At 33.6% G+C, this 25,122-nt stretch carries 17 protein-coding genes; all 17 read right to left on the bottom strand.

The genetic code is table 11. From position 1 onward, the window contains the following. Positions 1 to 6: 6 nt before the first annotated feature. The 17 genes from fucP to LG649_RS12420 all read right to left on the bottom strand — a co-directional run bounded on the left by fucP (position 7) and on the right by LG649_RS12420 (position 25,116). The gene (gene fucP / locus LG649_RS12500; RefSeq protein ID WP_226544145.1) at positions 7 to 1,353 is read right to left on the bottom strand and encodes an L-fucose:H+ symporter permease; all 1,347 of its coding nucleotides are present in this window, start codon (positions 1,351 to 1,353) and stop codon (positions 7 to 9) included. 35 nt (positions 1,354 to 1,388) lie between these two features. Then, the gene (locus tag LG649_RS12495) at positions 1,389 to 2,171 is read right to left on the bottom strand and encodes an L-fucose dehydrogenase (protein WP_226544143.1); all 783 of its coding nucleotides are present in this window, start codon (positions 2,169 to 2,171) and stop codon (positions 1,389 to 1,391) included. Between the two features lie 16 nt (positions 2,172 to 2,187). Then, a complete protein-coding gene (locus LG649_RS12490; protein WP_226544141.1) occupies positions 2,188 to 3,024 on the bottom strand; it encodes an amidohydrolase family protein in 837 nt (278 codons plus the stop codon). Continuing rightward, positions 3,024 to 3,878, bottom strand: a complete 855-nt coding sequence (locus tag LG649_RS12485; RefSeq protein WP_226544139.1) for a fumarylacetoacetate hydrolase family protein — start codon at positions 3,876 to 3,878, stop codon at positions 3,024 to 3,026. Before LG649_RS12485 ends, LG649_RS12490 begins: the two co-directional genes overlap by 1 nt. 26 nt (positions 3,879 to 3,904) lie before the next feature. Next, on the bottom strand, positions 3,905 to 4,687 hold the full coding sequence (locus LG649_RS12480) for an SDR family NAD(P)-dependent oxidoreductase (RefSeq protein WP_226544138.1): 783 nt from the start codon (positions 4,685 to 4,687) through the stop codon (positions 3,905 to 3,907). Between the two features lie 23 nt (positions 4,688 to 4,710). After that, on the bottom strand, positions 4,711 to 6,372 hold the full coding sequence (locus LG649_RS12475) for a UxaA family hydrolase (protein ID WP_226544137.1): 1,662 nt from the start codon (positions 6,370 to 6,372) through the stop codon (positions 4,711 to 4,713). A 136-nt stretch (positions 6,373 to 6,508) separates the two neighbouring features. Further along, positions 6,509 to 7,405 (bottom strand): AraC family transcriptional regulator, encoded by an 897-nt coding sequence (locus LG649_RS12470; protein WP_226544136.1) that lies wholly within the window; start codon positions 7,403 to 7,405, stop codon positions 6,509 to 6,511. 83 nt (positions 7,406 to 7,488) lie between these two features. Then, the gene (locus LG649_RS12465) at positions 7,489 to 8,232 is read right to left on the bottom strand and encodes a DUF6250 domain-containing protein (protein ID WP_226544135.1); all 744 of its coding nucleotides are present in this window, start codon (positions 8,230 to 8,232) and stop codon (positions 7,489 to 7,491) included. Between the two features lie 10 nt (positions 8,233 to 8,242). After that, entirely contained in the window at positions 8,243 to 9,880 is a 1,638-nt protein-coding gene (locus tag LG649_RS12460) for a GH39 family glycosyl hydrolase (protein WP_226544134.1), read from the bottom strand. 174 nt (positions 9,881 to 10,054) lie between these two features. Continuing rightward, entirely contained in the window at positions 10,055 to 11,797 is a 1,743-nt protein-coding gene (locus LG649_RS12455) for a leucine-rich repeat domain-containing protein (protein ID WP_226544133.1), read from the bottom strand. Positions 11,798 to 12,000: 203 nt separating this feature from the next. Further along, positions 12,001 to 12,777: a DUF4998 domain-containing protein gene (locus LG649_RS12450; RefSeq protein WP_226544132.1), complete on the bottom strand. Its 777-nt coding sequence runs from the start codon at positions 12,775 to 12,777 to the stop codon at positions 12,001 to 12,003. Positions 12,778 to 12,794: 17 nt separating this feature from the next. Continuing rightward, positions 12,795 to 14,039, bottom strand: a complete 1,245-nt coding sequence (locus tag LG649_RS12445) for a DUF4959 domain-containing protein (RefSeq protein ID WP_226544131.1) — start codon at positions 14,037 to 14,039, stop codon at positions 12,795 to 12,797. Positions 14,040 to 14,069: 30 nt separating this feature from the next. Next, entirely contained in the window at positions 14,070 to 15,956 is a 1,887-nt protein-coding gene (locus tag LG649_RS12440) for a RagB/SusD family nutrient uptake outer membrane protein (RefSeq protein WP_226544130.1), read from the bottom strand. Between the two features lie 11 nt (positions 15,957 to 15,967). Continuing rightward, the gene (locus LG649_RS12435; RefSeq protein WP_226544129.1) at positions 15,968 to 19,234 is read right to left on the bottom strand and encodes a SusC/RagA family TonB-linked outer membrane protein; all 3,267 of its coding nucleotides are present in this window, start codon (positions 19,232 to 19,234) and stop codon (positions 15,968 to 15,970) included. A 250-nt stretch (positions 19,235 to 19,484) separates the two neighbouring features. Then, positions 19,485 to 20,825, bottom strand: a complete 1,341-nt coding sequence (locus LG649_RS12430; RefSeq protein WP_226544128.1) for a glycoside hydrolase — start codon at positions 20,823 to 20,825, stop codon at positions 19,485 to 19,487. A gap of 11 nt (positions 20,826 to 20,836) precedes the next feature. Then, on the bottom strand, positions 20,837 to 23,455 hold the full coding sequence (locus LG649_RS12425) for a carbohydrate-binding protein (protein ID WP_226544127.1): 2,619 nt from the start codon (positions 23,453 to 23,455) through the stop codon (positions 20,837 to 20,839). Positions 23,456 to 23,625: 170 nt separating this feature from the next. Further along, entirely contained in the window at positions 23,626 to 25,116 is a 1,491-nt protein-coding gene (locus tag LG649_RS12420) for a sulfatase-like hydrolase/transferase (RefSeq protein ID WP_226544126.1), read from the bottom strand. Positions 25,117 to 25,122 lie beyond the last annotated feature (6 nt).

The raw sequence follows: 25,122 nt of genomic DNA, 5'->3' as shown, positions 1-25,122 counted from the left end.
ATAATTTTAAGAAATATTAGCTTTAACCTCATGCTTATTAAACACATGAAATCCATACCATGCTATATATGCAAAACAAATTAATGGCAGTATAAATGAAAAGTTAACTTCTGCTACACCTAAAATTAAAGTGTCTGCTACCCCGTTACCTCCAGCATCAATTATCATTCCTTGTAACATTGGTAATAATGCACCACCTACAATGGCCATTACTAAACCTGCAGAACCAACTTTAGATTCTTCTTCATTTAAATCGTTTAAAGCAATACCGTAAATAGTTGGGAACATAAGTGACATACAAAATGAAATACCAACTACACAATATAAACCAACAGTGCCGCTTATAAAAATAGCTCCTGCAACAAAAATAGCTGCTAGTAAAGCAAAGAACATTAATAATTTTCCTGGGCTCATTACACGTAACATAGCTGTACCAACCACACGACCAACAGCAAATAAAATAAAGGCTACAAATTGGTAGGCGAAAACATCTATTTTTTCGTAACCTGCTACTCCGGCATTTGCTAAGTCAATGGCTTCTGCATATTGGTAAATATATGTCCAAGTCATAATTTGTGCACCTACGTACAAAATTTGGGCAAAAACACCTAAAACATATTTAGAGTTTTTAAACAACCCTTTAAAAGTAGCTCCTAAACTAGGCATAGTACCTTCTGCTTTACTTTGTGGCATTTTGTTAACTAAAAACAACACGAAAACACCTAAAATAACTAAACCTAACACAACATAAGGATCGCGTATTACTGCTAAATCGGCAACTCTAACCATTGCTCTTTTTGACTCGCTTAACGCGGAAAAATCGGCAATATCATCAGACTGTAATTTGTCATAAACAAAATACTTTGCCACCAACAAACCTCCTATTAAACCTACTGGATTAAATGATTGTGCTAAGTTTAAACGTTGTGTAGCTGTTTCTTTAGCCCCCATTGCTAAAATGTATGGGTTTGCTGCAGTTTCTAAAAAAGCTAAACCAAAGGTTAATATGTATAAACCTAAACAGAAAAACCAGAACATTTCTGTAGTTGCAGCAGGATAAAATAATAATGCTCCACTAGCATAAAGCCCTAAACCTATTAATACCCCAACTTTGTATGAATACTTGCGCATAAATAAAGCAGCAGGTAAAGCCATACAAAAATACCCGCCATAAAATGCCATTTGTACCCAAGATGCTTGTGTGTTAGATAGCTCTAAAACCTTTTTAAAGGCATTAACCATTGGGTCTGTTACTGCATTTGCAAAACCCCACAAGGCAAAAAGAGAGGTAACTAGTATAAAAGGTAAAATTATTTTTTTTGATACAACGGGAGTTTTTTCTGTATTATTCATTTAATCAGTTGTTTTCTTATTATAGTTTTTGGTTTTTATTCTATGGCTCTATCTAAATGCGTGTAACCACCATCTACATAAACCAATTGCCCTGTGGTATGGCTAGATTTGTTTGATAACAAAAAGGCTACAGTATCACCTAACTCTTCTGGAGTTGTCATTCTTTTTCCTAAAGGAATATTTTTTGTGATAGATGCTAATTTTTCTTCTTTATTAGGAAATGTGTTAATCCATTTCTCGTACAATGGCGTATAACATTCTGCAATTATAAGTGCATTTACACGTATACCATAAGGTAGAAGCTCAACCGCCCATTCACGAGTTAAAGCATTTCTACCGCCGTTTGCAGCTGCATAACCAGAGGTTCCTCCTTGTCCTGTATCGGCTGTTTTCGAGCCTATGTTTACAATAGCTCCTTTGCTCTTTTTAAGTTCAGGCAAGGCATATTGAGCCATTAAATAATAATGTACAATGTTTCGTTTTAATGATTCTATAAAACTATTAGCATCACCACTTTCTAAACCAACGCCATCGTTAACGCCGGCGTTATTTACAAGACCATCTATTCGGCCGTATTTATCTATAGTTGCTTGTACTGCGTTTTTACACTGTTCTGGATCTGTTAGTTCTGCAATTGCATAAAAAACTTCTGCGCCTTGTACTTTAAAGTTTTTAATAACCTCATCTACACTAGCTTTATTTCTTGTAATTATAACAGGTATAGCTTCCTCTCTAATTAAAGATTCTACAATACCTAAGCCAACTCCTTTAGAGCCACCAGTTACTATAATTACTTTATCTTTTAGTTGTAAATCCATTAATTTAGTTTGTTGATTAGTTGTTTAGCTTATATATTCTAGCTGCATTATCTCCCATAATTTTACTAACATCTTCTTTTGAGAATGCACTAAAATATTGTTCTATAATTTGAAGCACATCTTGGTATTCTCCTGCCAATAAACACACTGGCCAATCGGAACCAAAAAGTAATCTGTCTGTGCCAAAAGCTTCAACAACTACATTTAAAAATTCGTAAAAATCTTTTTCTTCCCACTTAAAATCTTGTGTTTCGGTAATCATTCCCGACACTTTACAAGATACATTTTTATACGATGCTAAACGCTTAATATTAGTTTTCCAGTTGGTATTTGCTATTAATCCTTCTGAAATTTTTGGCTTCGCTATATGATCTAGAACAAATTCTTGCTCTGGAAACTTAGCTACCATTTTTATTACATTTTCTAATTGATTTGGAAAAACCAAAATATCGTAAACTAAGTTATATTTACTTAATTTGCTAATTCCGTTTAGAAAATCGTTTCGTAAAACAAAATCTTCTGTTTCAGCCTGTACAATATGCCTAACACCTTTAAATAATTTGTTTTGCGTAAAATGCTTTAATCTTTCTTCCACGTTTTCGTTACACAAATCTATCCAACCAACAACACCTTTTATAAAAGGATTATTTAAGGCACATTCTAATAAAAAATTAGTTTCCTTTTCAGATTGATCTGCTTGAACGGCAATGCAACCATCAATATTATTGGCTTTTAAAATGGGCTTTAAATCCTTTGGTAAAAAATCCTTTCTAATAACCAACATAGAATCGTCAATCCAGCTATCTCTAACTGGATTGAAAATCCAAAAATGTTGATGTGCATCAATACGCATTATTTGTATGCTTTTACGTTTTGTTTTGAAACTCCTAAGCCTTCAATACCTAACTCCATAACATCACCTTCTTTTAAATACATTGGTGGGTTTAAACCTAAACCAACACCAAATGGCGTTCCTGTAGAAATAATATCTCCAGGTAAAAGCGTCATAAATTGGCTAATATGGCTAACCACATGTTGTACGTTAAAAATAAAATCTGAAGTTGTACTATTTTGCATTACTTCGCCATTTAATTTTAACCATAAGTTTAAGTTATTCGGATCCTCTATTTCGTCTGTTGTTGCAATAAACGGACCTACTGGAGCGAATGTATCGCAACCTTTACCTTTACACCACTGCCCAGATTTTTCTATTTGAAAAGCACGCTCACTTACATCGTTATGTAAAACATATCCTGCTATATGATTAAAAGCATCTGCTTCTTCTACATATGATGCTTTTTTGCCAATTACAATAGCTAACTCTACTTCCCAATCGCTCTTTTCACTGTTTTTTGGAATAATAACATCGTCGTTAGGCCCAACTAATGCTGTTGTAGATTTAAAGAATAATACAGGTTCTTTTGGAATTTCCATACCAGCTTCGGCAGCGTGTTGTGCATAGTTTAAACCTACACAAACTATTTTTGATGGTCTGGTTAATGGCACACCTAAACGTACATTATCATCAATTTCTGGACAACTAGCTTGGTTAGTTTCTAACCACTTTGCTAATTTCTCGATACCGTCGTTTCCAAAGAAATCTTCATTGTAATCTTGCCCAAAAGCAGAAACATCAATTTTAGTTCCGTTTGCTAACTGAACCCCAGGCTTTTCTTCGCCTACAGCTCCAAATCTTATTAATTTCATTTTAAATTATTTTTTTGAGTGTTTTATTAATTTCCGTTTAAGGTTACAAATCCTCCATCGATTGCGTAGTTAGAACCTGTAATAAATCCGGCTTCATCTGAACATAAAAACAATACTAAATCGGCCATTTCTTGTGGTTTACCCATTCTGCCAATTGGTTGCGTTTGTGATAACTTAGCAAACATTTCGTCTTCTTTTCCTGGATAATTTTTTTTGATAAAACCATCTACAAATGGTGTATGCACACGACCTGGAGCTATACAATTACAACGGATACCATCTTTTAAATAATCTTTAGCTACGGAATAGGTGATGGTTAACACCGCACCTTTAGTCATAGAATACGCAAAACGATCGTTTATACCAACTATTGATGCAATAGATGCTAAATTTAAAATAACCCCGTTACCTGATTTTTTTAAGGCCGGCAAACACGATTTGATACAGTTATAAACACCTTTAATGTTTACATTGTATAACCTATCCAAATCTTCTTCTTCGCAAGCTTCAATATTTCCAACGTGAGCGATACCCGCATTGTTTATTAAAATATCGATGTTTCCGTTTTTTGTAATGGTTTCTACAATGCTATCTACATTAGTTTTACTGGCAACATCGCATTTATGTGCTGCAGCTTTACCATTTGTTGCTTCAATTTCTTTAACCGTTTCTTCGGCTGCTTCTAAATTAAAATCTAATATATGTACTTCGGCTCCTTGCTGTGCAAAAGTTAACGATATGGCTTTACCTATACCGCTACCGCCTCCAGTAACCAAAGCTACTTTGTTTTTTAAACTAAATTTTGACATGTGATGTTAGTTGGGTTAATATTTTATAAGGACATTCCGCGTTTCCATGGAATAAAATCGTCTTGACGCAATTGCTTAGCTTTTGTTAATTTACCGCTAGCTACCTCGATTACAAAGTCTAGCAACTGCTCGCCAGCTTCTTCAATAGAGGTTGTTCCTTCTATAATTGTACCTGCATTAAAATCTATAATATCAGGCATTTTATTGTATAATTTTGAGTTGGTAGATACCTTTACAACTGGTGTAATTGGGTTACCTGTTGGTGTACCTAAACCTGTGGTAAATAAAATAACATTACACCCAGAACCTGCCAAACCTGTAGTAGACTCTACATCGTTTCCTGGCGTACACAGTAAATTTAAACCTGGTTGAGTTACTTGCTCTGTGTAGTCTAGAACATCTTCAACTGGAGAACTTCCTCCTTTTTTTGCAGCACCAGCAGATTTAATAGCATCAGTAATTAATCCATCTTTTATATTTCCTGGTGAAGGATTTGCATAAAAACCTGCTCCTAAAGCATCGGCCTTAGCATTGTAAGTAGACATTATTTGTGAAAACTTTTTAGCGTTTTCAACCTTTGTACATCTATTAATCATTTCCTGCTCAACACCATTTAACTCTGGAAATTCTGACAACACACTTGCACCACCAAGAGCCACAATTAAATCGGAAACATATCCTAAGGTTGGATTTGCAGAAATACCTGAAAAGCCATCGGAACCACCACACTCTAAACCAATAACCAATTTACTTAATGGCGCTGGTTTTCGTTCTATTTTATTAGCTTCAATTAAACCAACAAAAGTTTTTTTAACGGCTTCGGCTAAAAGTACTTCTTCAGAAGCTATATGCTGCTGCTCTAGAACATAAATAGGTTTTTTATGTTCGGGCGACATTTTATTTAAAGCATCTTGTAAAATACTAGCTTGTGCATGTTGGCAACCTAAACTTAAAATGGTTGCTCCAGCCACATTTGGGTTATTAATATAACCTGCCAATAAATGACAAAGCGCCACAGAATCTGAAGTTGCACCACCACAGCCACCTTCGTGAGTTAAGAAATGAATGCCATCTATATTTGGAAATAATGGATTCTTCTCCTTATGTTGAGAAGATTTTAAAATATCTTTATTTAAAATGGCTTCGGTTGAAGCTCCATTTTTATAATCTTCAATTAAAGCATCAACATCTAATTTTAAATGCTGCTCTTTACTGAAACCCAATTTTTCTAAAAGCGCGTGTTTTAAAACCTCAACATTTCTATTTTGGCAAAACACTAACGGTATAATTAACCAATTATTCTCGGTTCCAACTTTACCATCTGCCCTGTGGTAACCTTTAAATGTTTTAGTTATAAACTTTGAAAAATCGGGTTGCTCCCACTCAATTTTATTTTTTTCGTTGTTAGCTGCGTAAGTTTCGGTATCGTGCTCTAAATTTGTAGTACTAATTAATCCGCCTTTGGCGATATCTTTTTTAGCTCGTCCAACTAAAACCCCATACATATAAACGGCATCACCTTTTTTAAAGGCTTGCGTAGCAAATTTATGTTTTGCAGGAATAGTATCATTGAGAATATAATCTTCAGAATTTAGAGACACTTTCGTGTTTTTTTCTAAATCTCTTAAGGCTACTATAACGTTATCTTTAGGATGTATTTTTAATACCGTATTCGCTGTACTCATTAGTCGTTGGTTTATTAAAGCAATATTACTGCCTAATAAAGATTTTGTCTAATTTTAATTTGACAGATACTAGTATTATTTTTGCCTTTAAGTAGACCTCACATGAGTTATTGCAAAAATACCTTACAAAAAAGACCTAAACAGAATAACTTTTTTCCTCTTCAGAAGCTTCCGATTTATAGTTTTTTAAAAATTCTGAAGGGGTACAATTCATAATAACCTTAAATTGCCTATTAAAATTTGAGATATTCTTAAAACCGGACTCAAAACAAACAGCTGCAATATTAAATTTGCTCTCAATTAATAGTTTACAAGCATAGCCAACCCTAATTTCGGTTACATATCTAGAAAATGTTTTTCTGTTTACACGCTTAAAATAACGACTAAAAGCTGATGCATTCATGCTAGCTATTTTTGCAGCTTCCTCTAAATTTATGTCCTTATTAAAGTTATTAAAAATATAAGCTTGTACTTTATCTTGAACCTTACTTTTTGTTAACCTAAATGAATTTACAAAACCATGACTGGTTAATTTTTGAGTGTTTTTATGCTTAGCAAGTTTGTTTAAAACATTTAAAAAGGCAATGGTTTTATTAAAACCATCTAACTCTGGTAGTTTTGTAATTTCGTTAATTAAACGATTGGGTACTTTTAAAAATTTAAGTCCGAATTTAGCACGCTCAAACAATTCTAGAAGATGAATCATTTCTGGTGTTTCAAAAAAATAACTACCTAAAAAATCTTTTTTAAAATGAACCGATACTGCTTTAGCTTTTAATTGAGAACCTTCTTTAAAATATTCTGGATCGTTTTGCCACATATGCGGCAAATTTTTACCGATTAAAACAATATCTTTTGGTTTAAATTTCTCGATACTGTCTCCAACAAAACAAGTACCTTGACTTTTTAAAATAACTACCAGTTCCATTTCTGGATGATAGTGCCAAACTTTTAAAAAATTTGGATATTCATTAACTCTAGCACTAAATGAGCTGTTGTTTAAACTACTTCTATCAAGAAAATGTAACTTCATAATCTAACACGTCTGTCTTTTTAATTTGGCAATTGGTAATGCAAAATTAAACAGATTGTTAGACTTTACAGCACAAATACGCTTTAAGATTTTATTTGATACACTTTAAAATCATCTACAGTCATATGATTTTTTACTGTTCTAAATCCAAAATAGCCCGATGTGTAAGGTGCTTCGTCTTTATAATTAGAAAATAATTCACCATTTCTGTAATACTGAATTATCCCATTATTTGCTACAATTTTTATATGATACGTTTTATTGGGTTCTAACATATATTTAGAATCACTTAAATCGTGTTCTGGTAACAGTGGACGTTCGCCAGTGCCCGTATACCTTCGAAATCGGGTTGTTTTATTGTGATTGCCCCCAACACCCATATAATATAATTGTAGACTATCGTAGTTTGAAAATTTACCTTTGCGTTGGGCGCTATTAGCAAATAAATTGCCAGGATTTTTCGGGTCTGTAGCCATCCAGAAACAATTTAAATCTGAAACTCTATCATTTAAACCACCATTTTGAATAATAACCACATTGTATTCTATTATTATAGGACCTGTAAATTTTTCTTTTAACCAAACAGTACAACCTTTAACATCGTTAATCTCTAACTTTCCGTTGTTTAACTCTACTGTACCTCCTTCCATTTGTTCTATCTGCCAATCGGTTAAATCATCATCAAAATCATTTTCATAAATTAATGATGCTTCGACTTCAGCTTCATTAATTATAAAGTTTTTTTCGTTTTGGCAACCCGAAACAAAAACAGTAAAAAATACTGTGGCAATTAAAGCCGCAATTAACGGTAGTTTTAAATTTTTCATGGTTTTTATATTAGTTAACTTGTTTAATTAGAACCAAACTCCACGGCGTTATTTCATGGTTAATAGTTAACACGCCATTATTGTTTACTTTTATAAATTTAGTTTTCATGGTGTTTGCATAAGCTTTCATAGTTTTAATTTGAGCTCGTGTTGGCGGCTCTGGTTTACCCATAGATTCCCAAAAATTGTGAATATTACCGTGATCTTTATCTAATATTTCAATTTGAAATAAACTATCTGGTTTTAAATTAGTTAAAGTTAATTTTATTTTTTTAGAAGTACCGTCTTCACGCTTATTGGTACCCGACGGTACTGCATTTTCATATTCTTCTGGGTAATTATAAGCTAATGCTACAATTTTATTGTCTTTAGAATTTTTACTAACAAATACATAATCGTCTTTGTACAATTGTTGATTTCCTAATTGGTGTAACATACGATAGGCATGATAAGATGGCTTTACTAAGCCTTGATAATTTATCATACCAAAACCCCCATGAAAAATACTGGATGCGCCTCCTTTTTCTTCAAAAATATCTGTAAAAGTCCAGAATGCTAAAGAGTTTGTTAAGCCAATACAGTCTAAATTTGATTTTACAATGTATGCTGCAGCAGGTAAACGATCGTGCATGGCATCTCGACTGCTTGGGCTAGTATTCCATTCTGTTAAATGTATTTCTGCATTTGGATATGCACTTTTTGCTATAGTTTTATTAAGCCATACTAAATCTTCTTTTAAAGAGTGTACGTAGCGAGTAAGCCCACGACCTTTACCTGTTTCTGGATTAAAAGCATAATCTGTTGGATATGGATGTGTAGACACAAAATCTACTGGTAAATTTTCTTTTTTACAGTATTTTAAAAAATCTTCAATCCATACGCCGTGCCATTCTAGGGCATTTATATCTTCAATTTTAAATATTTCTTCTGAGACATGATTGTTTATAATTTCATTATCGAATCGAGCATCGGGAACAAAATTACTTGTAGAGGGACCTCCCACTTTTAATCGCTCATCAACACTTTTTATAGCCAAAGCAGATTGCTTATACAACTCGAAATATTGCGATTTTGTTCCGTGCCAAAAAAAAGGATAAAGATTGGGTTCGTTCCAGACCTCAAAATACCATGTAAGCACCTCATTTATACCGTAACGATCTACACAATGTAGCGTAAAAGCTTTAATTAATTCGTGCCATTGTGTAAAGGTATCTTCTTTTGGAGTTACTTTAGCTTTCCACCAGAAAACAGTTTTAGAATTTTTAGCAGCCATACTAGTTGGTAAAAAAGCTAATTCTACAAAAGGCTTTACATTTAAATCTAAGAGTCTATCAAAAACATCATCAATATATTGCCAATTATATACGGTTTTTCCATTTTCTATAATTACCGGAAACATATCATCGTGAAACAACCCATGAAATCGTACATACTGGAAACCACAATTTTCTTGTACTTGTTGCATTTGCTCTAGCCAACCAGCTCGCAAAGCTTCGTTTGCTCTACCAGCTCCAACCATTTTACTCCAATAATGATTAAATATTTCTCCTTGCTTAGTTGCATCGATTTGAATATTATTTTGTGCGTTTAAACGGTAAAATGCTGTTGTTATAATAATGCTTAAAATTATTTTTTTTAAAAAACTCATTTCATATAAAAGTTTAATTCTTTGTTATGCAATTTGCCAAAAGTTTTAAATTTTAGATATAAATAATGAACCATAAACTATAAATAATGTATCTTTTCTTACAAAAAAGCCGCATCAATTTTGCATTGATAACGGCTTTTTCTAAATAAACTAAAATACTTGCTTACAGTAAATTTATTGTTTTACTATACGCATAACAAACTCTCTCCCTTGAGTTGTAATTTTGAATAAATACATACCAGCATTTAAGCTAGATATATTTATTTTAGACAAATCATTATTGATATTTTTACTTATTAAAATTCTTCCATTTAAATCGCTTACTTTAATTTGTGCGTTTAAACCTTCGGTGTTTTTAATTGAAATAACTTGTGTTGCTGGATTTGGATAGATTGCAAAACCTAAACTATTTACATAGATATTATCAGTACTTAAAGACGAATTATCTGAAATATTTGTAAACTGAGACCATCCATCTGCCATACTATAATTTGAAACTCCAGTAGGTGTAGGCACTTCTAAAGAAATATCTGAAACTAAACCACTACTAGGCGTGGTATTTAAATCGAAAGCAGTTGCTCCTGCGGCTAAAGCTGGTGGTGTATCTGTACCCACTGTTAGTAACGACAAATCTCGTAATCTATAAAATGAATTAGTATCTACCTCTGTAAGTGAACTTCCTAAATTTAAACCTGTAATATGTGTTCCATCTGCTGCATCAGGCCCCACGAAAGCATAAGCCCCTAATATTTCAATTTTAGGTAAATTTAAATTTCCTGTTAGTTTTGCCATTCTTCCTAACCCGTTAGAAGCTATACTTTTAACCTCACTCAAATCTAGAGATGTAATAATTGTTTCTCTGAATGCATTAGAGCCTATATACTCAATGTTTTCTGTGTTGATTGATGCTAAACTGTAACATTGAAAAAACACCTCGTTACCCATAATTTTAACTGAAGTTGGTAATGAAACTGAAGCAACACTAAGGTTTTGATAAAATGCCTTATCTGCAATAGCTGTTATTGTATATGCATCGCCAGAATAAGCAGCACTACCTGGAATAATATGAAGTGTTTCTGTAGTACTATTTGTTCCTGTTAAAGTTGCTGTATCGGCTCCTGTTATTATAAAATTATAATCGCCCTCAGTAAATGTAACACCTAAATTTTCTGGTATGGTTCCTTCTACAATTGTAAAGTCTTGCCAAACAGCTGCATTTTCGTAAATACTAGTAGTGCCTACTGGCACATATAATGTAATGGTTAAACCAGAAAATGCATCGTTTGCTATGGTTGGTAAACTTCCTGCATCGTTCCAGTAAACTTCAACGGCTGCAATATTAGTATCGCTAAAAGCTACACTTCCAATACTAGTTACCGTTTCCGGTATTTTAATATATGTAAGTGCTGTTCTTCTAAATGCGTTATCGTGGATGGTTATTGCAGAAGCAATATCGACTTCTGCAATGTAACTTTCCCAAAAGGTATAACCGTTTATTTCTGTTGCAGATGACAAGTCTATTGACAGCCCATCAAAACTTGCATTTCTACTTAACGAATTTGCTTCTGTTACTAAAACACTTGAATAGTTTGTAGACACTAAGTTATCGGCATTTCTAAAAGCACCATTTTTAAGTGTAGTAACAGTACTTGGAAGTGTAATATTAGTAAGTGTAGCATTATCTTTAAATGCATTATTATTTACCTCAACTACTTCATAGGTGTAAGTACCATCTGTTACTGTGGTTGGAACTGTAACCACGGCTCCCCCACCACCTGTTAATGTTACTGTGTTTGGTGTACCTACACTAAGAACCTCATAGTTTAAATCTCCATCTGTAAATGTATCTCCAACAGTTTGAGCACATAATGTTGTGGTTACCATTATAGCAAACACAAATAGTAATGTTTTTTTCATTATAATTAGTTTTAAAGTTTAGTTGGAATAAATATCTTAAAGTGATGTAATTCGCACTATAAATTATTGTTCAATCTATATAACAAAACAACCATAAAACACAGTAAACACATACAAATCAATATAATACAAAAAAACCTCCCAGAAAGATTAATTTTAGCTTTATGGGAGATTCAAACTGTTTTAAGTTTTAAAATAAAAACTTAAATTTTGGTTGGAAAAGTACCTTCGGTTGGGTTGCTCTCAAAAGTATAATCAGAGTTTGCCGAAACCTTATAAAAAGTTGTATACGTAAATGTACCTTCTGATATAAAATCTGGGATTATGGTTGAATCTTCAGATTCATCTACTTCAATAGTTAACTCAGTACCATCTTCACTGCTTGTGTAGGTTATTACACTTTTTACCAATAAAGGGTTTACTACCTCCTCTTCATCATCGTCATTTATGGTTCTATTCGATTCCCATGTAATGATTGTTTCGGTTTCAGAATATAACCTAATATCTGAATATAAGCGTGGTGCTAAGCCTTCTACATAAGAAGCTCCTAAAACAGTTCCAAATACATCATACTTAATAGACTCATTACCGTATTCATCTTCTATATGTACAAAATATTCTGCACCACCTTCTTCTAACTCCACTTCTGCTTCGTAAATTTCTGGAGCAAATAATGTTCTGTTAACATCTATTGAAGCTACTTGTTTATCATCATCATCTGTAAGATCATCATCAAATAACGCTATAACAATTTTATTTATTTTAGGATCAGCGTTTACAAAAACTTGAAATGCTATTTTATTATAGCCTGTTTGAACTATAGCTACAGAGTCTGGTTTAGCAACACTTACTACTGCCTCTGGAATGTATTCATTATACGTTTCTGTTAAATCTGTATTATCGCACGAAAAAAACACAGAAACACCTGCTGTACTAATTGCAAAGATTTTTATAAACTTATTTTTTATATTATTAATCATAAATTTTAATTTTAATGTTATCTGTTATCTCCATAAAACTCAACTTCAGTTAAATGTAATAACGTACTTTTACGATCTTGATTTACTTTTTGAACAAATCGGATGTAACGAACCTTTGGCATATCTGGAGAAATTTCGAAATTAAACCCTGCAGTTGCTGCCTCTTCATCTTCCGTAGTATTATCGTCATTACTTAAAGTTCCTGAAGGTTTAACTGGCCCCACGTTTTCTAATAGTAATGTCCACCCGTCAAATGTTCCATCTGCATTCAATTCATCTGTACCCCATAAATCAAATAAATGAGGGTTACCATGACGCCACATATAATTACTAAGCCTAGGCCAATATTTAAAACGATATAACTGTACTAACTCACCAATATCTATGGTAAACATAGTTGGATACATATCGATACCATCATATGACCAATCTGCATATTCTGGTAATTCTCCATCTGGATCTACCCATCCTGGTGGTGTATGAAAACCATTACCCCCTGATGAACCATTATATAAATTAGGAAGGATCCATCCGTAAGCATCTGGAGTATCATGCTTTTGGTAAACAGCTTGATAATTTGCTCTATCAAAAAGTTGAATATAAAGCGGGGTTAATGTTGTTCTAATTTCCGGACATCTATTGTTATATCTGTCTCGTACAATAATTACAAAATTTGTTTCTACGGCATCAAGCCCTAAAACTAAACGTTGCCCTGTTGGTCCTTCGGTATAAATAGCATCTTTAAAAATTAAATTTCCACTTGCATCTTCAATATAAACTTCAATTGTAACTAGACCTGTTTCTGGATTTTCCCAAAAAAGCTGAATACCCCCATAAGTTGCTTCTGCGTAAACTGTTTCGCATACAAATGTATAAGGTGGGGCTTCTGGACTAATAGTTACCATTGTAGGTGCAGATCTATTTTCTGATTGATCTACAGCATATAAATTTACATTATACTCCTCGGCATTGGCAAAACCTTCGACAGTTAAAGAGTTATTAAATGCTGAAGATTTTACACTTACAACTTCGCCATTACTAGCCCTTTGATACTCTGCGACTACATATAATAAATCATCATCATCAGGAAGATTGTATGTTATTTTAGATCCTCCGGAAAAATTTTCTACTGCATTAGCCTCTACAGTTACCATTCCTGGGGCTACACCATCATTAGCCACAAGTGACTCGGTATTGTCCTCTTCACAACTTAAAATAAGTGCAAAAGACATAAATAACGTTAGTAATTTTAAATTTTTCATCTTAATTAATTTAGTATTTCTTATTAGTTTTTACCAACCAAACGCCTGATCTAAATTAGGGTTTGCTAAAATATCTGCTTCTGATATTGGCCAGAAGTAATCACGAATTGAGAACTCGGTATATCCATAGTTTTCAATATTATAAAACCTTTCGGTTGTAGCTTGAGAATAATCCCAACCATTCATTGGTGTACTATTTAAATATTCGTGTGCTTTATACCATCGTCTTAAATCCCAAAAACGGTGCCCCTCAAAAGCTAACTCAATTAAGCGCTCGTCGTGAATAATATCTCTTAACCCATCTTTAGTTGTTGGTTTTGATGGATTAGTTGAATATGAGGCCCATGAGCTTACTACGCCCTCTAGCCCAGAGCGCTCTCTAACTTGATCTATGTATTGATACACTTCTGTTGAGGGGCCTTGGGCTTCGTTTAAACATTCTGCGTATAACAAATATAAATCTGCTAAACGGTATACTGGCCACGAATAATTTTCGGCTGTATAACTATCGTTAGCAATAAAAGATTTATAGTGTACTAATTTTTTTGGCCAATATCCTGTTTGGTTATATTGGCGTTCGTTTATATAACCAGAAACACCTCCGTTTTTAGCATTTACAACAAACAAACTGGTATCATCTGCCTCATTATTAACATCGTAAGACAATACCCCATCTGCTGCTAATGATGCATAAAATCTTGGCTCTCTATTTAAATGCAAACCTATAGTTTCGTAACCTTGTTGAACATAAAATTGATTTTCTACATCGCCAGTTGTTAAATTGTATCTTCCAGCATAATCGTAAGAAGTATCCTCGTCAATAGGTACTCCGTTTATGGAATAAAATTGTTCTGCTATATGCAAAGGTGCCGAGTAATAAGAATTTACTTGACCTGCGGTTTGCCCTACCCATGCAGGATCTATTCTAGGGAATGCTACATTTTGAATATTACTTGTTGTTGGATTATAGGCTTGACCCCAGATAATTTCGTCGTTCCATCTATCTGTAATGGCTCCTCTAAGATTCATTTTATAAATGGTTTCATCTGATAAATCGTAAGATGAATTGAAAGTATATAAATAGTGTCCTCCAGCATGTGCGTAGTCTATAGCTTCTTTACAAGCATCTGCCGCTAATTGCCATTTATTTTCATCGTAAGTTTGATTGATATAGGGTGTACCTTCTTCGTCTGTCCATGTAGAATAAACCGAATTTCCATTAAATTGAGGACTAGCACTTAGCGCTAATACTTTAGCCTTTAGCATTGCTGCAATTGGCTGTGTTGCTCTTCCTAATTCGTCGCCTTCTAAAAATATTTGCGATGGTAAACCTGCTATAGACTCATCTAATAATTCTACAACATAATCCACAACTTCATCTACGGTATCTCTACCTATTCGCACAGAAATAATATCTTCACTTACTTCAATATTTTCATCAATAATAGGTATTGGTCCATACATTCTTAAAAGATGAAAATGGAAATATGCTTTTAAAAATTTGGCTTCTGCAATCCATCTGTCCTTTTCTTCTTGTGTCATATCTGGCACATCATTTATTCTGTTTAAAAAAATGTTACAATCTCGTAAAGCAATATGAGGTGTAATGCGATTACCATCTCCCCAGTGATCGAACAATGGAGATGCTTTAGATTGTTCACCTTGTGAAAAACTCATTGCCGTCCAGGTTTGGTGTGTCCAAATTTCATCTCCGCCAACTAAAGCTACATTATCATTATAATCTGAAAAACCTGGTAAATAACCATATAATGTAAAAAAGAACTTTTTTGCATTGGTTCTGTTATTAAAAACCAAATCGAAGGTTGCCACATTGTCTGGCACGATATCTATATAGTCTTCGCATGAAAACACAAGCAAAAACACCATAGAAAATATTATTTTATGTATTTTTTTCATATTTCTTTTTTTTAAAGATTAACTCTTGCTCCAATATTTAAGGTTCTTTGTAATGGATAATTTAGTCCGTTACCTCTTAATTCTGGATCCCATAGTTTAAATTTACTCCAGTGAACTAAATTTGTTCCGCTTAGGTATAAGCGCACGTTGGCTTGACCAAAAATATCACCTTGGTCTGGTGTAAAATTATAGCCAATTTCTACCGATTTTAGTCTCATAAAAGCACCATCTCGCATCCACCATGTGCTTGTCTGGTTATTGTTTTGAACTGAGTAGCTGGAAAGTCGGGGCCATAATGCATATATATCTTGATTTTCTTCAGACCAATGGTTATCGGCAAATGCCTGCAAAATTTGATTTTCGGCTATAGCATCGGGTAAATAGTCTCCAGAACCATCGGTATCGGCAAAAGGAGTTAAACCTTCGGAGTCTATAAAAAACGAGACATTATCTAAACCAGCAAAAAACGCAGAAATATCGAAGTTTTTATACCCTAATGAAAAACCAAAGCCGTAGCTTATTTCTGCTTGAGTTGGCTCGCCTATTGGTACAATATCTAGAGTTGATACTATGCCATCTCCATTAATGTCGGTATATTTAATATCTCCAGGCATAACTTCACCAAATTGCTGTTCTGGAGAATTGGCTACATCGGCCTCATCAATAAATAATCGTTCTGCTACTAAACCATATGCTTGATTAAAAGGATTACCCAATTTTGATAACCAAGGTGTTGCAGATAAATCTGGCTCTTCGTAAACAGTAAATTTACTATGTGTTTTTACAAAGTTTGCTGTAGCTTGCAACCACCAATCTTTATTAAAATTATGATTAACAAGTAATGTTAACTCGAAACCTCCAGATTTACCTTCGCCTAAATTGGCAACAGGTGTAGATTGCAAACCTAAAAATGTTGGAATATCTGCACGTGTTTGTAAAATATCGGTGGTTTTTTGTTGAAAATATTCTGCTTGTAATTGAATAGCGTCTTTAAGTAAATACACCTCTATACCATAATTTTGCTTATAAGCTCTTTCCCAAGAAATATATGGGTTTTCGTATCTATCTATTGAAACGCCAGTTTCAGAATCGCCACCAAAAGTACCAAAAGTGGCTCCGGTACCATTAAAATTAATTTCTGATAAATAGAAGAATCTATCGTTTCTGTCTCCAATTTGTGCGTTACCCACAACTCCATACGATCCTCTAAGTTTTAATCGACTAACAAAATCCCAATTCCAGAAATCTTCATTAGATACTACCCATGCCGCTCCAACAGAAGGGAAAAAACCAAATCTGTTTTCTTCGGCAAAACGTTCTGAACCGTTATAACCAAAGTTACCTTCAATAAAATAACGACGATCGTAATCGTAAGTAAAACGCCCTGAAACGCCTATGTTCCTGCTAGGTAACGATTCTTGTAAATTATCGGCATTACCATCTACAGCTTCTCTTGCAATACCCACTAGCAAACCACTAATTGTATGCTTTTCTTTAAATGTTTTATCGTAGTTTAATGCTGTTTCAAAATATATATTTCTGCTTACAACTCTATCATCTGGAAATTGTACAAAATCTAAATACTCTGTACCGCTATCTGGGTTTAAAGGTGTTAATTGATAAGTATCTGTTGCTCTATCATAGTTATTATCTGATATGGCATAATAATATGGATTATACTGTCTTCGAATATTATATGAAGATGTATTTGTTATGTTTCCTAAAATTCTCCAACGTAATCCTTCTGTAATACCAGATAAATCTTGTTTTAACTGTAAACTTAATAAACTTACATTTCTACTATAATCTCTGTAACCACGTACTAATTCGGCATAAGGGTTTAAATAAGAAGCCAAAGTACCATCTCCTGTATCAACATTACCAAATAGCAAATGTTCTCTGGTGGCATGTGCTTCATCTGGTGCATAGTATGCTGGAAAACGTACTGGATTAGTTCTTGTAATCATGTTGTAAACTTGATTTCCGGTAGGAACTGGACCTCGGTAATCATCAACTGTTTGGTTTAATTGAACAATAAGTTCTGTACTTGGTGTTAAATCGATATTAACATTAGACCTTAGGTTATATACTTTATTATCTATGTTATTATTAAAATTTGCTTTATTATCTACTTTTAGAATACCATTATCTTGAGCAACAGAACCAGACACGTAATATCTTGCTATTTTACCTCCTCCTGAAACACTAAAATTTAAGCGTTGATTTCTGGTAAAATCCTGAAGAAGCTCATCTTGCCAATCTGTTACAGGATACACATAAGGATTTGTTCCAGCTATTGTATTATCTATTTTATTTTGTAAATAAGGTAGCGGAAGATTAATGTTAGGCGAAGCATTTCTGGTATTAACAGCCTCCATATGTAACCTCATATAGGTAATAGGGTCTGCTATTTCTAAATTTTGTGTTGCTTGAGAATATGTGGTTTCATATCTTACAGATACTCTAGGTTTTCCCAATTCTCCAGATTTTGTTTTTACAGCAATAACTCCATTGGCACCACGTGCACCATAAATTGCTGTTGCAGTTGCATCTTTAAACACAGAAAAACTTTCAATGTCGTCTGGAGATATTCTTGCTAAATCGTCTGCTGTTAATTCAATATTATCTATTAATATTAATGGTGACGAATAATTCCCAAAGGTTGTAGCCCCACGAATAAAAAATTGAGCATTGTCTGAACCTTGACCAGGTTCGCCTGAACTTTGAAAAGCAATTACCCCAGGAACACGACCTGCAAAAGATGTTGTTAAATTACTTGAAGGAATTTTTAAATCTTCTGGTTTTACTTGCGTAATAGCTCCTACTACAGCCTCTTTAGTTTGTGTTGAAAACCCCACAACAACAACCTCATCTAACCCAGTAAGATCTTCAATCATGGTAACATTTACTGTTGGGAAATTGCCTACCTTAACTTCTTGGGTTTTAAAACCTATATAAGAAAACACTAACACGTCTCCTTTTGTTGCTTGTAAGGTAAAATTACCATCAAAATCGGTTTGAACCCCTCTATTTGTACCCTGAACTAAAATATTTACTCCTGGCAAAGGTATTCCGCTTTCATCAAGAACAGTTCCTGTTACTTGAGCTTGTTGTTTACTTTCATCTGTGATATTATTTACTGAAGTTTTAAGTGCGGTTTCCGTAGTGGCATATCCGTTTATTACAAACAACGAACATACGGCAACCGACTTAATTATCTTTTTGCTCGATTTGTATCGTGTATTCATCGAACAGATTAAAGAATAAATTTTATTCATACTTTTTGGTTTAATAATTAGTTTAATTGGTCTAGTCTTAATTTTTAGTTTTTCTATTTTTTTTTTACATATATTCTAAAATTTTATTTTATAATTTTTTAACAAATGGTTAACAAACCAATACTCCAAACTTCTTTAAAAACTAAATGAACATTAATAAATTTAAGTTCAAAATATATAAATCATGATTCTTATATAGCTACAAACGCCTTATAAGCACCTAAAAATGTGCATTATGCATACTTAAAACTTAATTAACAACTCTAAACACATAAGAATTTATACTTTCCGGTTTTAAACTTAAGTTAACAGTTGATTGGTTACTTTTGTAAATTAAACAATCACCATTTAAGGGTGTGCTATCTGTCCAGTAACGCATATTTATTTCACTCAAAAACTTTGAATTATCTAGATTAACTGAAACTTCGTACTTATTTTTTGAATTATTTAAAATCCAGAACACTATTTTGTTTTCTTTCCGAAAGGCCATTGTATATACATCTGGCATATTATTAACTACGGATGTTAGATACCTGTAATTTAAAATGTTGTTAGAAAATTGCTTCATTATAAAATAGCCTCGAAGCCTTTTTCCTTCTCCATTTGCTGGATAATAAATAGCTCTGGTTTCTTTGTTTATGCCACGCGACCATATTTCAAAAAATATTTCGCCGCTTAGTCCAGCTTTATAAGCCTCGGACTTATCTATATATTCTTGTAATTGTTTTTTTATAGGGCGCTCTGATCCATAGGTTGGAGAACCTGATCCTGTGCTCGATTCGTCATCATATAACTTTTTATCTAAACTATTTGTATTGGCTATAATTGTTTGCCACTTTTCTTGTCCTTCATTTTTATAATCGTGTGTACAAAATGAACTATAGAGGTGTTCTGTTTTTAATGCCTTGATAGCATTTAGATATTTAATACCCTGTGAAATACTCCAAAACCCTTGATCTGATATTTTTGGCATTTTTATTCCCCGAAGGTTACATTGTTGTTGCAGCTCGACAATTATCTCACTTCCAATTTTTGGTTTAATAAAAGAAGTCCATTCTTTTGTAATAGATAATGTATTTATGGCTAAATTTTCGTGCTCCATAAACTCTAAATAGTCGGCTAAAAACGTTGCATATTTTTTTACATCTACTGCTTTAGTTTTATAATTCACTATCCAATCTGGCATATTGTTTTTATTTCCGTAGCCATTGTAATCGGTTCGCATAGTAGCAAAAAACTTAATGTTAGGGTTTAACTGTTTTATTTGCTTCATGGTTTGTAGCTGCTTTTTATAAAACCCCATTTTTTTTTGACCTTGCGTAAGCTCTTGATGCTTATCGTACTGCACTCTACAATAGTTAAAATTTATATCTTTAAATCCCCAATTAATAATTTCATTTTTATTTTTCGCGTTTTGTATTGCTATTGAACTACGCTCAATATCTGCCCCAATCATGTCTATTACTTGCTTGTAATTTGTTGTATTTATTGTTATGGACTGACTTATTGATTGTATTGAAATAAAAAAAAGGATAACAAAATATCCTTTTTTAAATTGAAACTTATATTTACTAAGTATTTGCTTATTCATAATAAATTGAGTTACTGCTTTATAATTCTTTGAGTTGAATTAGTACCATCCTTACTTATTTTCACGAAATACATACCGTTTTTTAAGCCTGACAAATCAATATATTCATTGTTTTTAATCACATCTTTTTGACGAACCTTGGTACCTAAAATATTATAAATCGATATTTTTGAGTTTTCAGCATTTGTAACATAAAGCAAATTATTAGCTGGATTAGGATACAGCTTTATATTGTTTTTAAACTCAAAATTATTTTTCGATAATGTTACTGGCGCATCTACGCCATAAACCTCAACTTCGGCCAAGGTAATTCCGGTGTCGGTAGTTTTTGATATAGTTACCTCTTTACCTTTAACACCACCAATATCTATACTCCACATTGGGTTAGGATAACCAGCAAAAAACTCGCTATAAACCACATTATTGTTACTATCTTTAATTTCTAAAGTAATATCTGAAAGTCTACTTTCGTAACCTCCTGTTCTGTTATAAATATTTATAGTTTCTATATTATAATTGTTCTGTAAGTCTACTTTCCACCATTTTAAAGAGTCAGTTGTTCCATGTGCAGAATGTGAAACAGAACCACCACCAAAGTTTCCATTAGTATTACCATCTATAGCTAATTCTGCACAACCACCGTAAGGACAAGGATCGGAATCTATTGATTGTGAAGCAATACCGTATAAAACAGCTAAATTAACTGGATCTTGATCTGCCTCAACAAGAGATACATTGATATTGTTTAATTGAAAAGCATTATTTGCACCTCCAAAAAGAACTTTCATAGCCTGAACGCCTTGATTTAAATGTACCTGATTTGCTACTTCATAATCTTTCCAGTCGGTTAAACCTGTAGAGTTAGCACCCCCAAAAGGTACTTCAACTTCGGATGTTACATCTTCTCCATCTAAATTAAATTTTATTTTTCCGTTGGAATTTTCTGAAGCATAACGAATTCCTATACTGTAAATGCCATTAGCTGGTACATTTATGGTATAAGTTAGCCATTCGCCACCTTCTATGTTAGTTACACAATAACCGCCTTCGCTACATACTTCTAAATCGACAGCTTCATCGGTTCGATACTCGCCACCTTCATTACTATTCGAATTATCACTATATGTTCTATCTTGACCATTTAATACAAAATAATCAAAATTCTCTGCCTCAATAACCGTAGACAAATCATTCATTTTATACATTGGCAAACCATTACTATCGAAACCACTAATTGGGTCTCCAGGACTTACTCTTCGAAATTTTAAGCCCCCAAAACCTGGATGATCGGTCACTGTACCTTCTCCTTCTACGCCAATTTGAGTAGTTAAATATTCGAAACCTCTTTGTAACCATTTATAATCGTCGCTTGGTAAGGTTTGTAATCGATCACGATAATGCGCTAAATTCATTTCGTAAACAGGCTGAAGATTGTGCTTAGCGCGTTCCCTATATTCTTCACCTGTATTACAAACTAAATAAGGGTTTATTTTTAATGATGTCCATCGACCAGAACGATCGCTTCTCTCAATATATTCTCCTGAAGCTACTGTTGGCTCCCATGGCGTGCTTTGGTCTGGATATGAATTATCGTAACTTAAATTATAGCGATAATAAAATTCTAACCCCAGAAGCGGACGATTATTCAAATGACCATATAAATCATCGCCTTGACTCCAAGCCATTTCTGCCATAACTGCTATAGTTGAAACCCCTGCAAGCCCATGAGCTTGATCTCTTGAAGATTCTTGACATTGGCCGTTTTCATAAATATAATTACTAATTACTTCGTTATAGCCGTAATCTGTAATTGTGGTTTCAAATCCATTTTGAGTAAACTCATCAAAATACTCGCAACCTTCTAACTGATTATTGTTTATTGGAGGTCCAGATGGATAAGCTACATCATCAACCCTATGTGTGTAGCCTTGTAGATAACGTAATGCTCTATCGTACATAATCTCATTATCTAAAAATATCGCCATTGCCATCATAGTTCTCATACAAAACAATCCTTGGTTACCGTGTCTTGCTGGATCACCTTGATAAACACGCCAATAAAATGTTATATCGTTACTTGCTATCGCAGACGTAGGCACTGTAGTATTTGAGTAACCAGGATATACCAACATATCTTTAAACTCTTGAATATCGGTTTCTACCCATCCATCATATGTATGTTGTATAATTTCGGCCGCTTCAATAATGCGCCAAATACGACCAGAACTTAGTGGTACTGTCATGGTATTTCTTTTTAAGCCTTTCCAGGTATTAAAAATTTCTATGGCTTTTTCGGCATGCCTTGAGTCTCCAGTTATATACCACATTAAAGCATTATAATATGCCGCGGTACCATCGTTAATAAACCAACCATCGCTAGTACTGTTATATTCGGTGGTTATTGCTGGATCGACATTAACAGAGTAGTTATATTGCGCTTTTGAGTTATTACTTAAATTTTGATAAGTAGTTGCCCAAGGTTCTACACCTGCTTCAACCATAGCTTTCATGCGGTCTAGATCTGATAATTTATGAGAAATCCCTGGATGAACAAGTTGAGCTTGAGAAAAATTAAATATGCACAAAGCTAAAGCCAGAATGCTTAATAGCTTCTTATTAAAATTAGTCATGATGAAATTATTTAGTTTAGTTGGTAGCGTAATATTATAAGATTATTAAAGTTTATATTTTAAACTAGAGTTCTTTATGTATAAATTATGGTTCGTTTAGAAAATAAAACGCATAAAAAATGCTGTATCTCTTAATTGAAATACAGCATTCTATTTTTAATAATAAATAACTAATTAATTTGTGGCTGATTCCATAAGCGATAAGGATCGCCATAGTGTACCATTTGTTCTAGCAACAAAGCTTCCATTTCTGCAAGCTTATCGGCATATTTAGGATTGTTCGCTAAATTGGTTAGTAACTCGCCGTCTTTACCATGCTCAGGTAAATATTCAAGCGGATTTTCAGCCAAATTAAACAACTGTGTTTCTTTTACTTGCCCTTCTAACACATCGTATTTAATTAGTTTCCAATCTCCTTTTTTAACGGTTCGCATACCTGGTTTGGTACCACCACAATATACGCCGTACATAACCTCGCGCATAGATTCTGTTTCACCATTTAAAACCGAAGTAAAACTATTACCCTCAACAGTTTCAGGTATTTCAATATTTGCCAAATCGCATAACGTTGGTAACACATCTAATAAATAAACGCTTCCTTTTACACGTTTTCCTTTAGGCAAATTAGGTCCTTTTACAATAAACGGTACGCGCCATGTATGTTCATATAAGTTTTGTTTTCCTTGAAGTCCGTGACGACCAATAGCCATTCCATGATCGGCAGTGTAAATAATATAAGTATTATCCAACTCGCCCATGGCTTCTAATTTGGCTAAAACTTTATTAAGTTGAATATCGATATTTTCTGAACATGCAAATTCTCTACCCAACTCGTTTCTAATGGTATTTTCGTCTCGGTTTTCCCAAACGCCACTTACACGCGTTTCGTCTCGTAAATTAGGATGTCCATGATGAAACGGGTGTTTTTCTAAATAATTTTCTGGTAATTGTGGTTGCTTTTCGTTTAATGCTGGTAACGCATTTTTATCGCGATGATTTACAGCACCATATTTTTCTAGCAATTCTGGTGTCCCATCTCTCCTATCGTGTGGATGTGAAAACCCAAAGTAAATAAAAAACGGATCGTCTTCTTTGGTTTTTTCTCTTTGGTTTAAGTAAGTTAATACTTGTTTGGCGTGCCAAGGGCTTCCCGTTTCATCGGTTCCGCCACGTTTTGTTGCATCATGAAATACTGTAAATTGCTTGTTTGCTCCGGGATACGAGTTGCCTTTTTTACAAGTACGCATGGTTTTATAACCTGCACGATTAAAAATGGCACCAATAGTTTGCTCATCGATTTCATGCGGATCGGTTTGTTTTTGAAATTCTGCACTTGGTGGTAAATGCCAAAGTGTGCGCCCAGACATAATCATATGGCGCGACGGTGTACAAACTGCGCCATTCATTGAGCCCATATGGCGAACTTCTTCGAACACGATACCTTCTTCGGCTAATTTACTAATTGTTGGCGTTTCTAATATTGACGCTGGATTATAGGTTTGTAAATCGAAAGGTGATTGATCATCAACTAAAACAAACAAAAAATTAGGTCTTTTAGCTTCTTTTTTCAAGTTAGCATTTAATTCAATTTTATTTTTACAACCTAGCAGTCCTAAAAACATAAACAATAAAACCGATTGAAATATATAATGTTTTTTCATTCGTTT

It is taken from the genome of Neotamlana laminarinivorans, assembly GCF_020523925.1.
Classification (GTDB): domain Bacteria; phylum Bacteroidota; class Bacteroidia; order Flavobacteriales; family Flavobacteriaceae; genus Neotamlana; species Neotamlana laminarinivorans.
This window is presented reverse-complemented; position numbering and strand designations above follow the sequence as displayed.

Excerpts from the sequence above, each read along its gene's own strand:
- LG649_RS12425 (WP_226544127.1), bottom strand. The coding sequence starts at position 23,455 with ATGACTAATTTTAATAAGAAGCTATTAAGCATTCTGGCTTTAGCTTTG.
- LG649_RS12490 (WP_226544141.1), bottom strand. The coding sequence starts at position 3,024 with ATGCGTATTGATGCACATCAACATTTTTGGATTTTCAATCCAGTTAGA.
- LG649_RS12460 (WP_226544134.1), bottom strand. The coding sequence starts at position 9,880 with ATGAGTTTTTTAAAAAAAATAATTTTAAGCATTATTATAACAACAGCA.
- LG649_RS12465 (WP_226544135.1), bottom strand. The coding sequence starts at position 8,232 with ATGAAAAATTTAAAACTACCGTTAATTGCGGCTTTAATTGCCACAGTA.
- LG649_RS12430 (WP_226544128.1), bottom strand. The coding sequence starts at position 20,825 with ATGAATAAGCAAATACTTAGTAAATATAAGTTTCAATTTAAAAAAGGA.
- LG649_RS12485 (WP_226544139.1), bottom strand. The coding sequence starts at position 3,878 with ATGAAATTAATAAGATTTGGAGCTGTAGGCGAAGAAAAGCCTGGGGTT.
- LG649_RS12420 (WP_226544126.1), bottom strand. The coding sequence starts at position 25,116 with ATGAAAAAACATTATATATTTCAATCGGTTTTATTGTTTATGTTTTTA.
- fucP (WP_226544145.1), bottom strand. The coding sequence starts at position 1,353 with ATGAATAATACAGAAAAAACTCCCGTTGTATCAAAAAAAATAATTTTA.
- LG649_RS12495 (WP_226544143.1), bottom strand. The coding sequence starts at position 2,171 with ATGGATTTACAACTAAAAGATAAAGTAATTATAGTAACTGGTGGCTCT.
- LG649_RS12480 (WP_226544138.1), bottom strand. The coding sequence starts at position 4,687 with ATGTCAAAATTTAGTTTAAAAAACAAAGTAGCTTTGGTTACTGGAGGC.
- LG649_RS12470 (WP_226544136.1), bottom strand. The coding sequence starts at position 7,405 with ATGAAGTTACATTTTCTTGATAGAAGTAGTTTAAACAACAGCTCATTT.
- LG649_RS12450 (WP_226544132.1), bottom strand. The coding sequence starts at position 12,777 with ATGATTAATAATATAAAAAATAAGTTTATAAAAATCTTTGCAATTAGT.
- LG649_RS12475 (WP_226544137.1), bottom strand. The coding sequence starts at position 6,372 with ATGAGTACAGCGAATACGGTATTAAAAATACATCCTAAAGATAACGTT.
- LG649_RS12435 (WP_226544129.1), bottom strand. The coding sequence starts at position 19,234 with ATGAATAAAATTTATTCTTTAATCTGTTCGATGAATACACGATACAAA.
- LG649_RS12440 (WP_226544130.1), bottom strand. The coding sequence starts at position 15,956 with ATGAAAAAAATACATAAAATAATATTTTCTATGGTGTTTTTGCTTGTG.
- LG649_RS12455 (WP_226544133.1), bottom strand. The coding sequence starts at position 11,797 with ATGAAAAAAACATTACTATTTGTGTTTGCTATAATGGTAACCACAACA.
- LG649_RS12445 (WP_226544131.1), bottom strand. The coding sequence starts at position 14,039 with ATGAAAAATTTAAAATTACTAACGTTATTTATGTCTTTTGCACTTATT.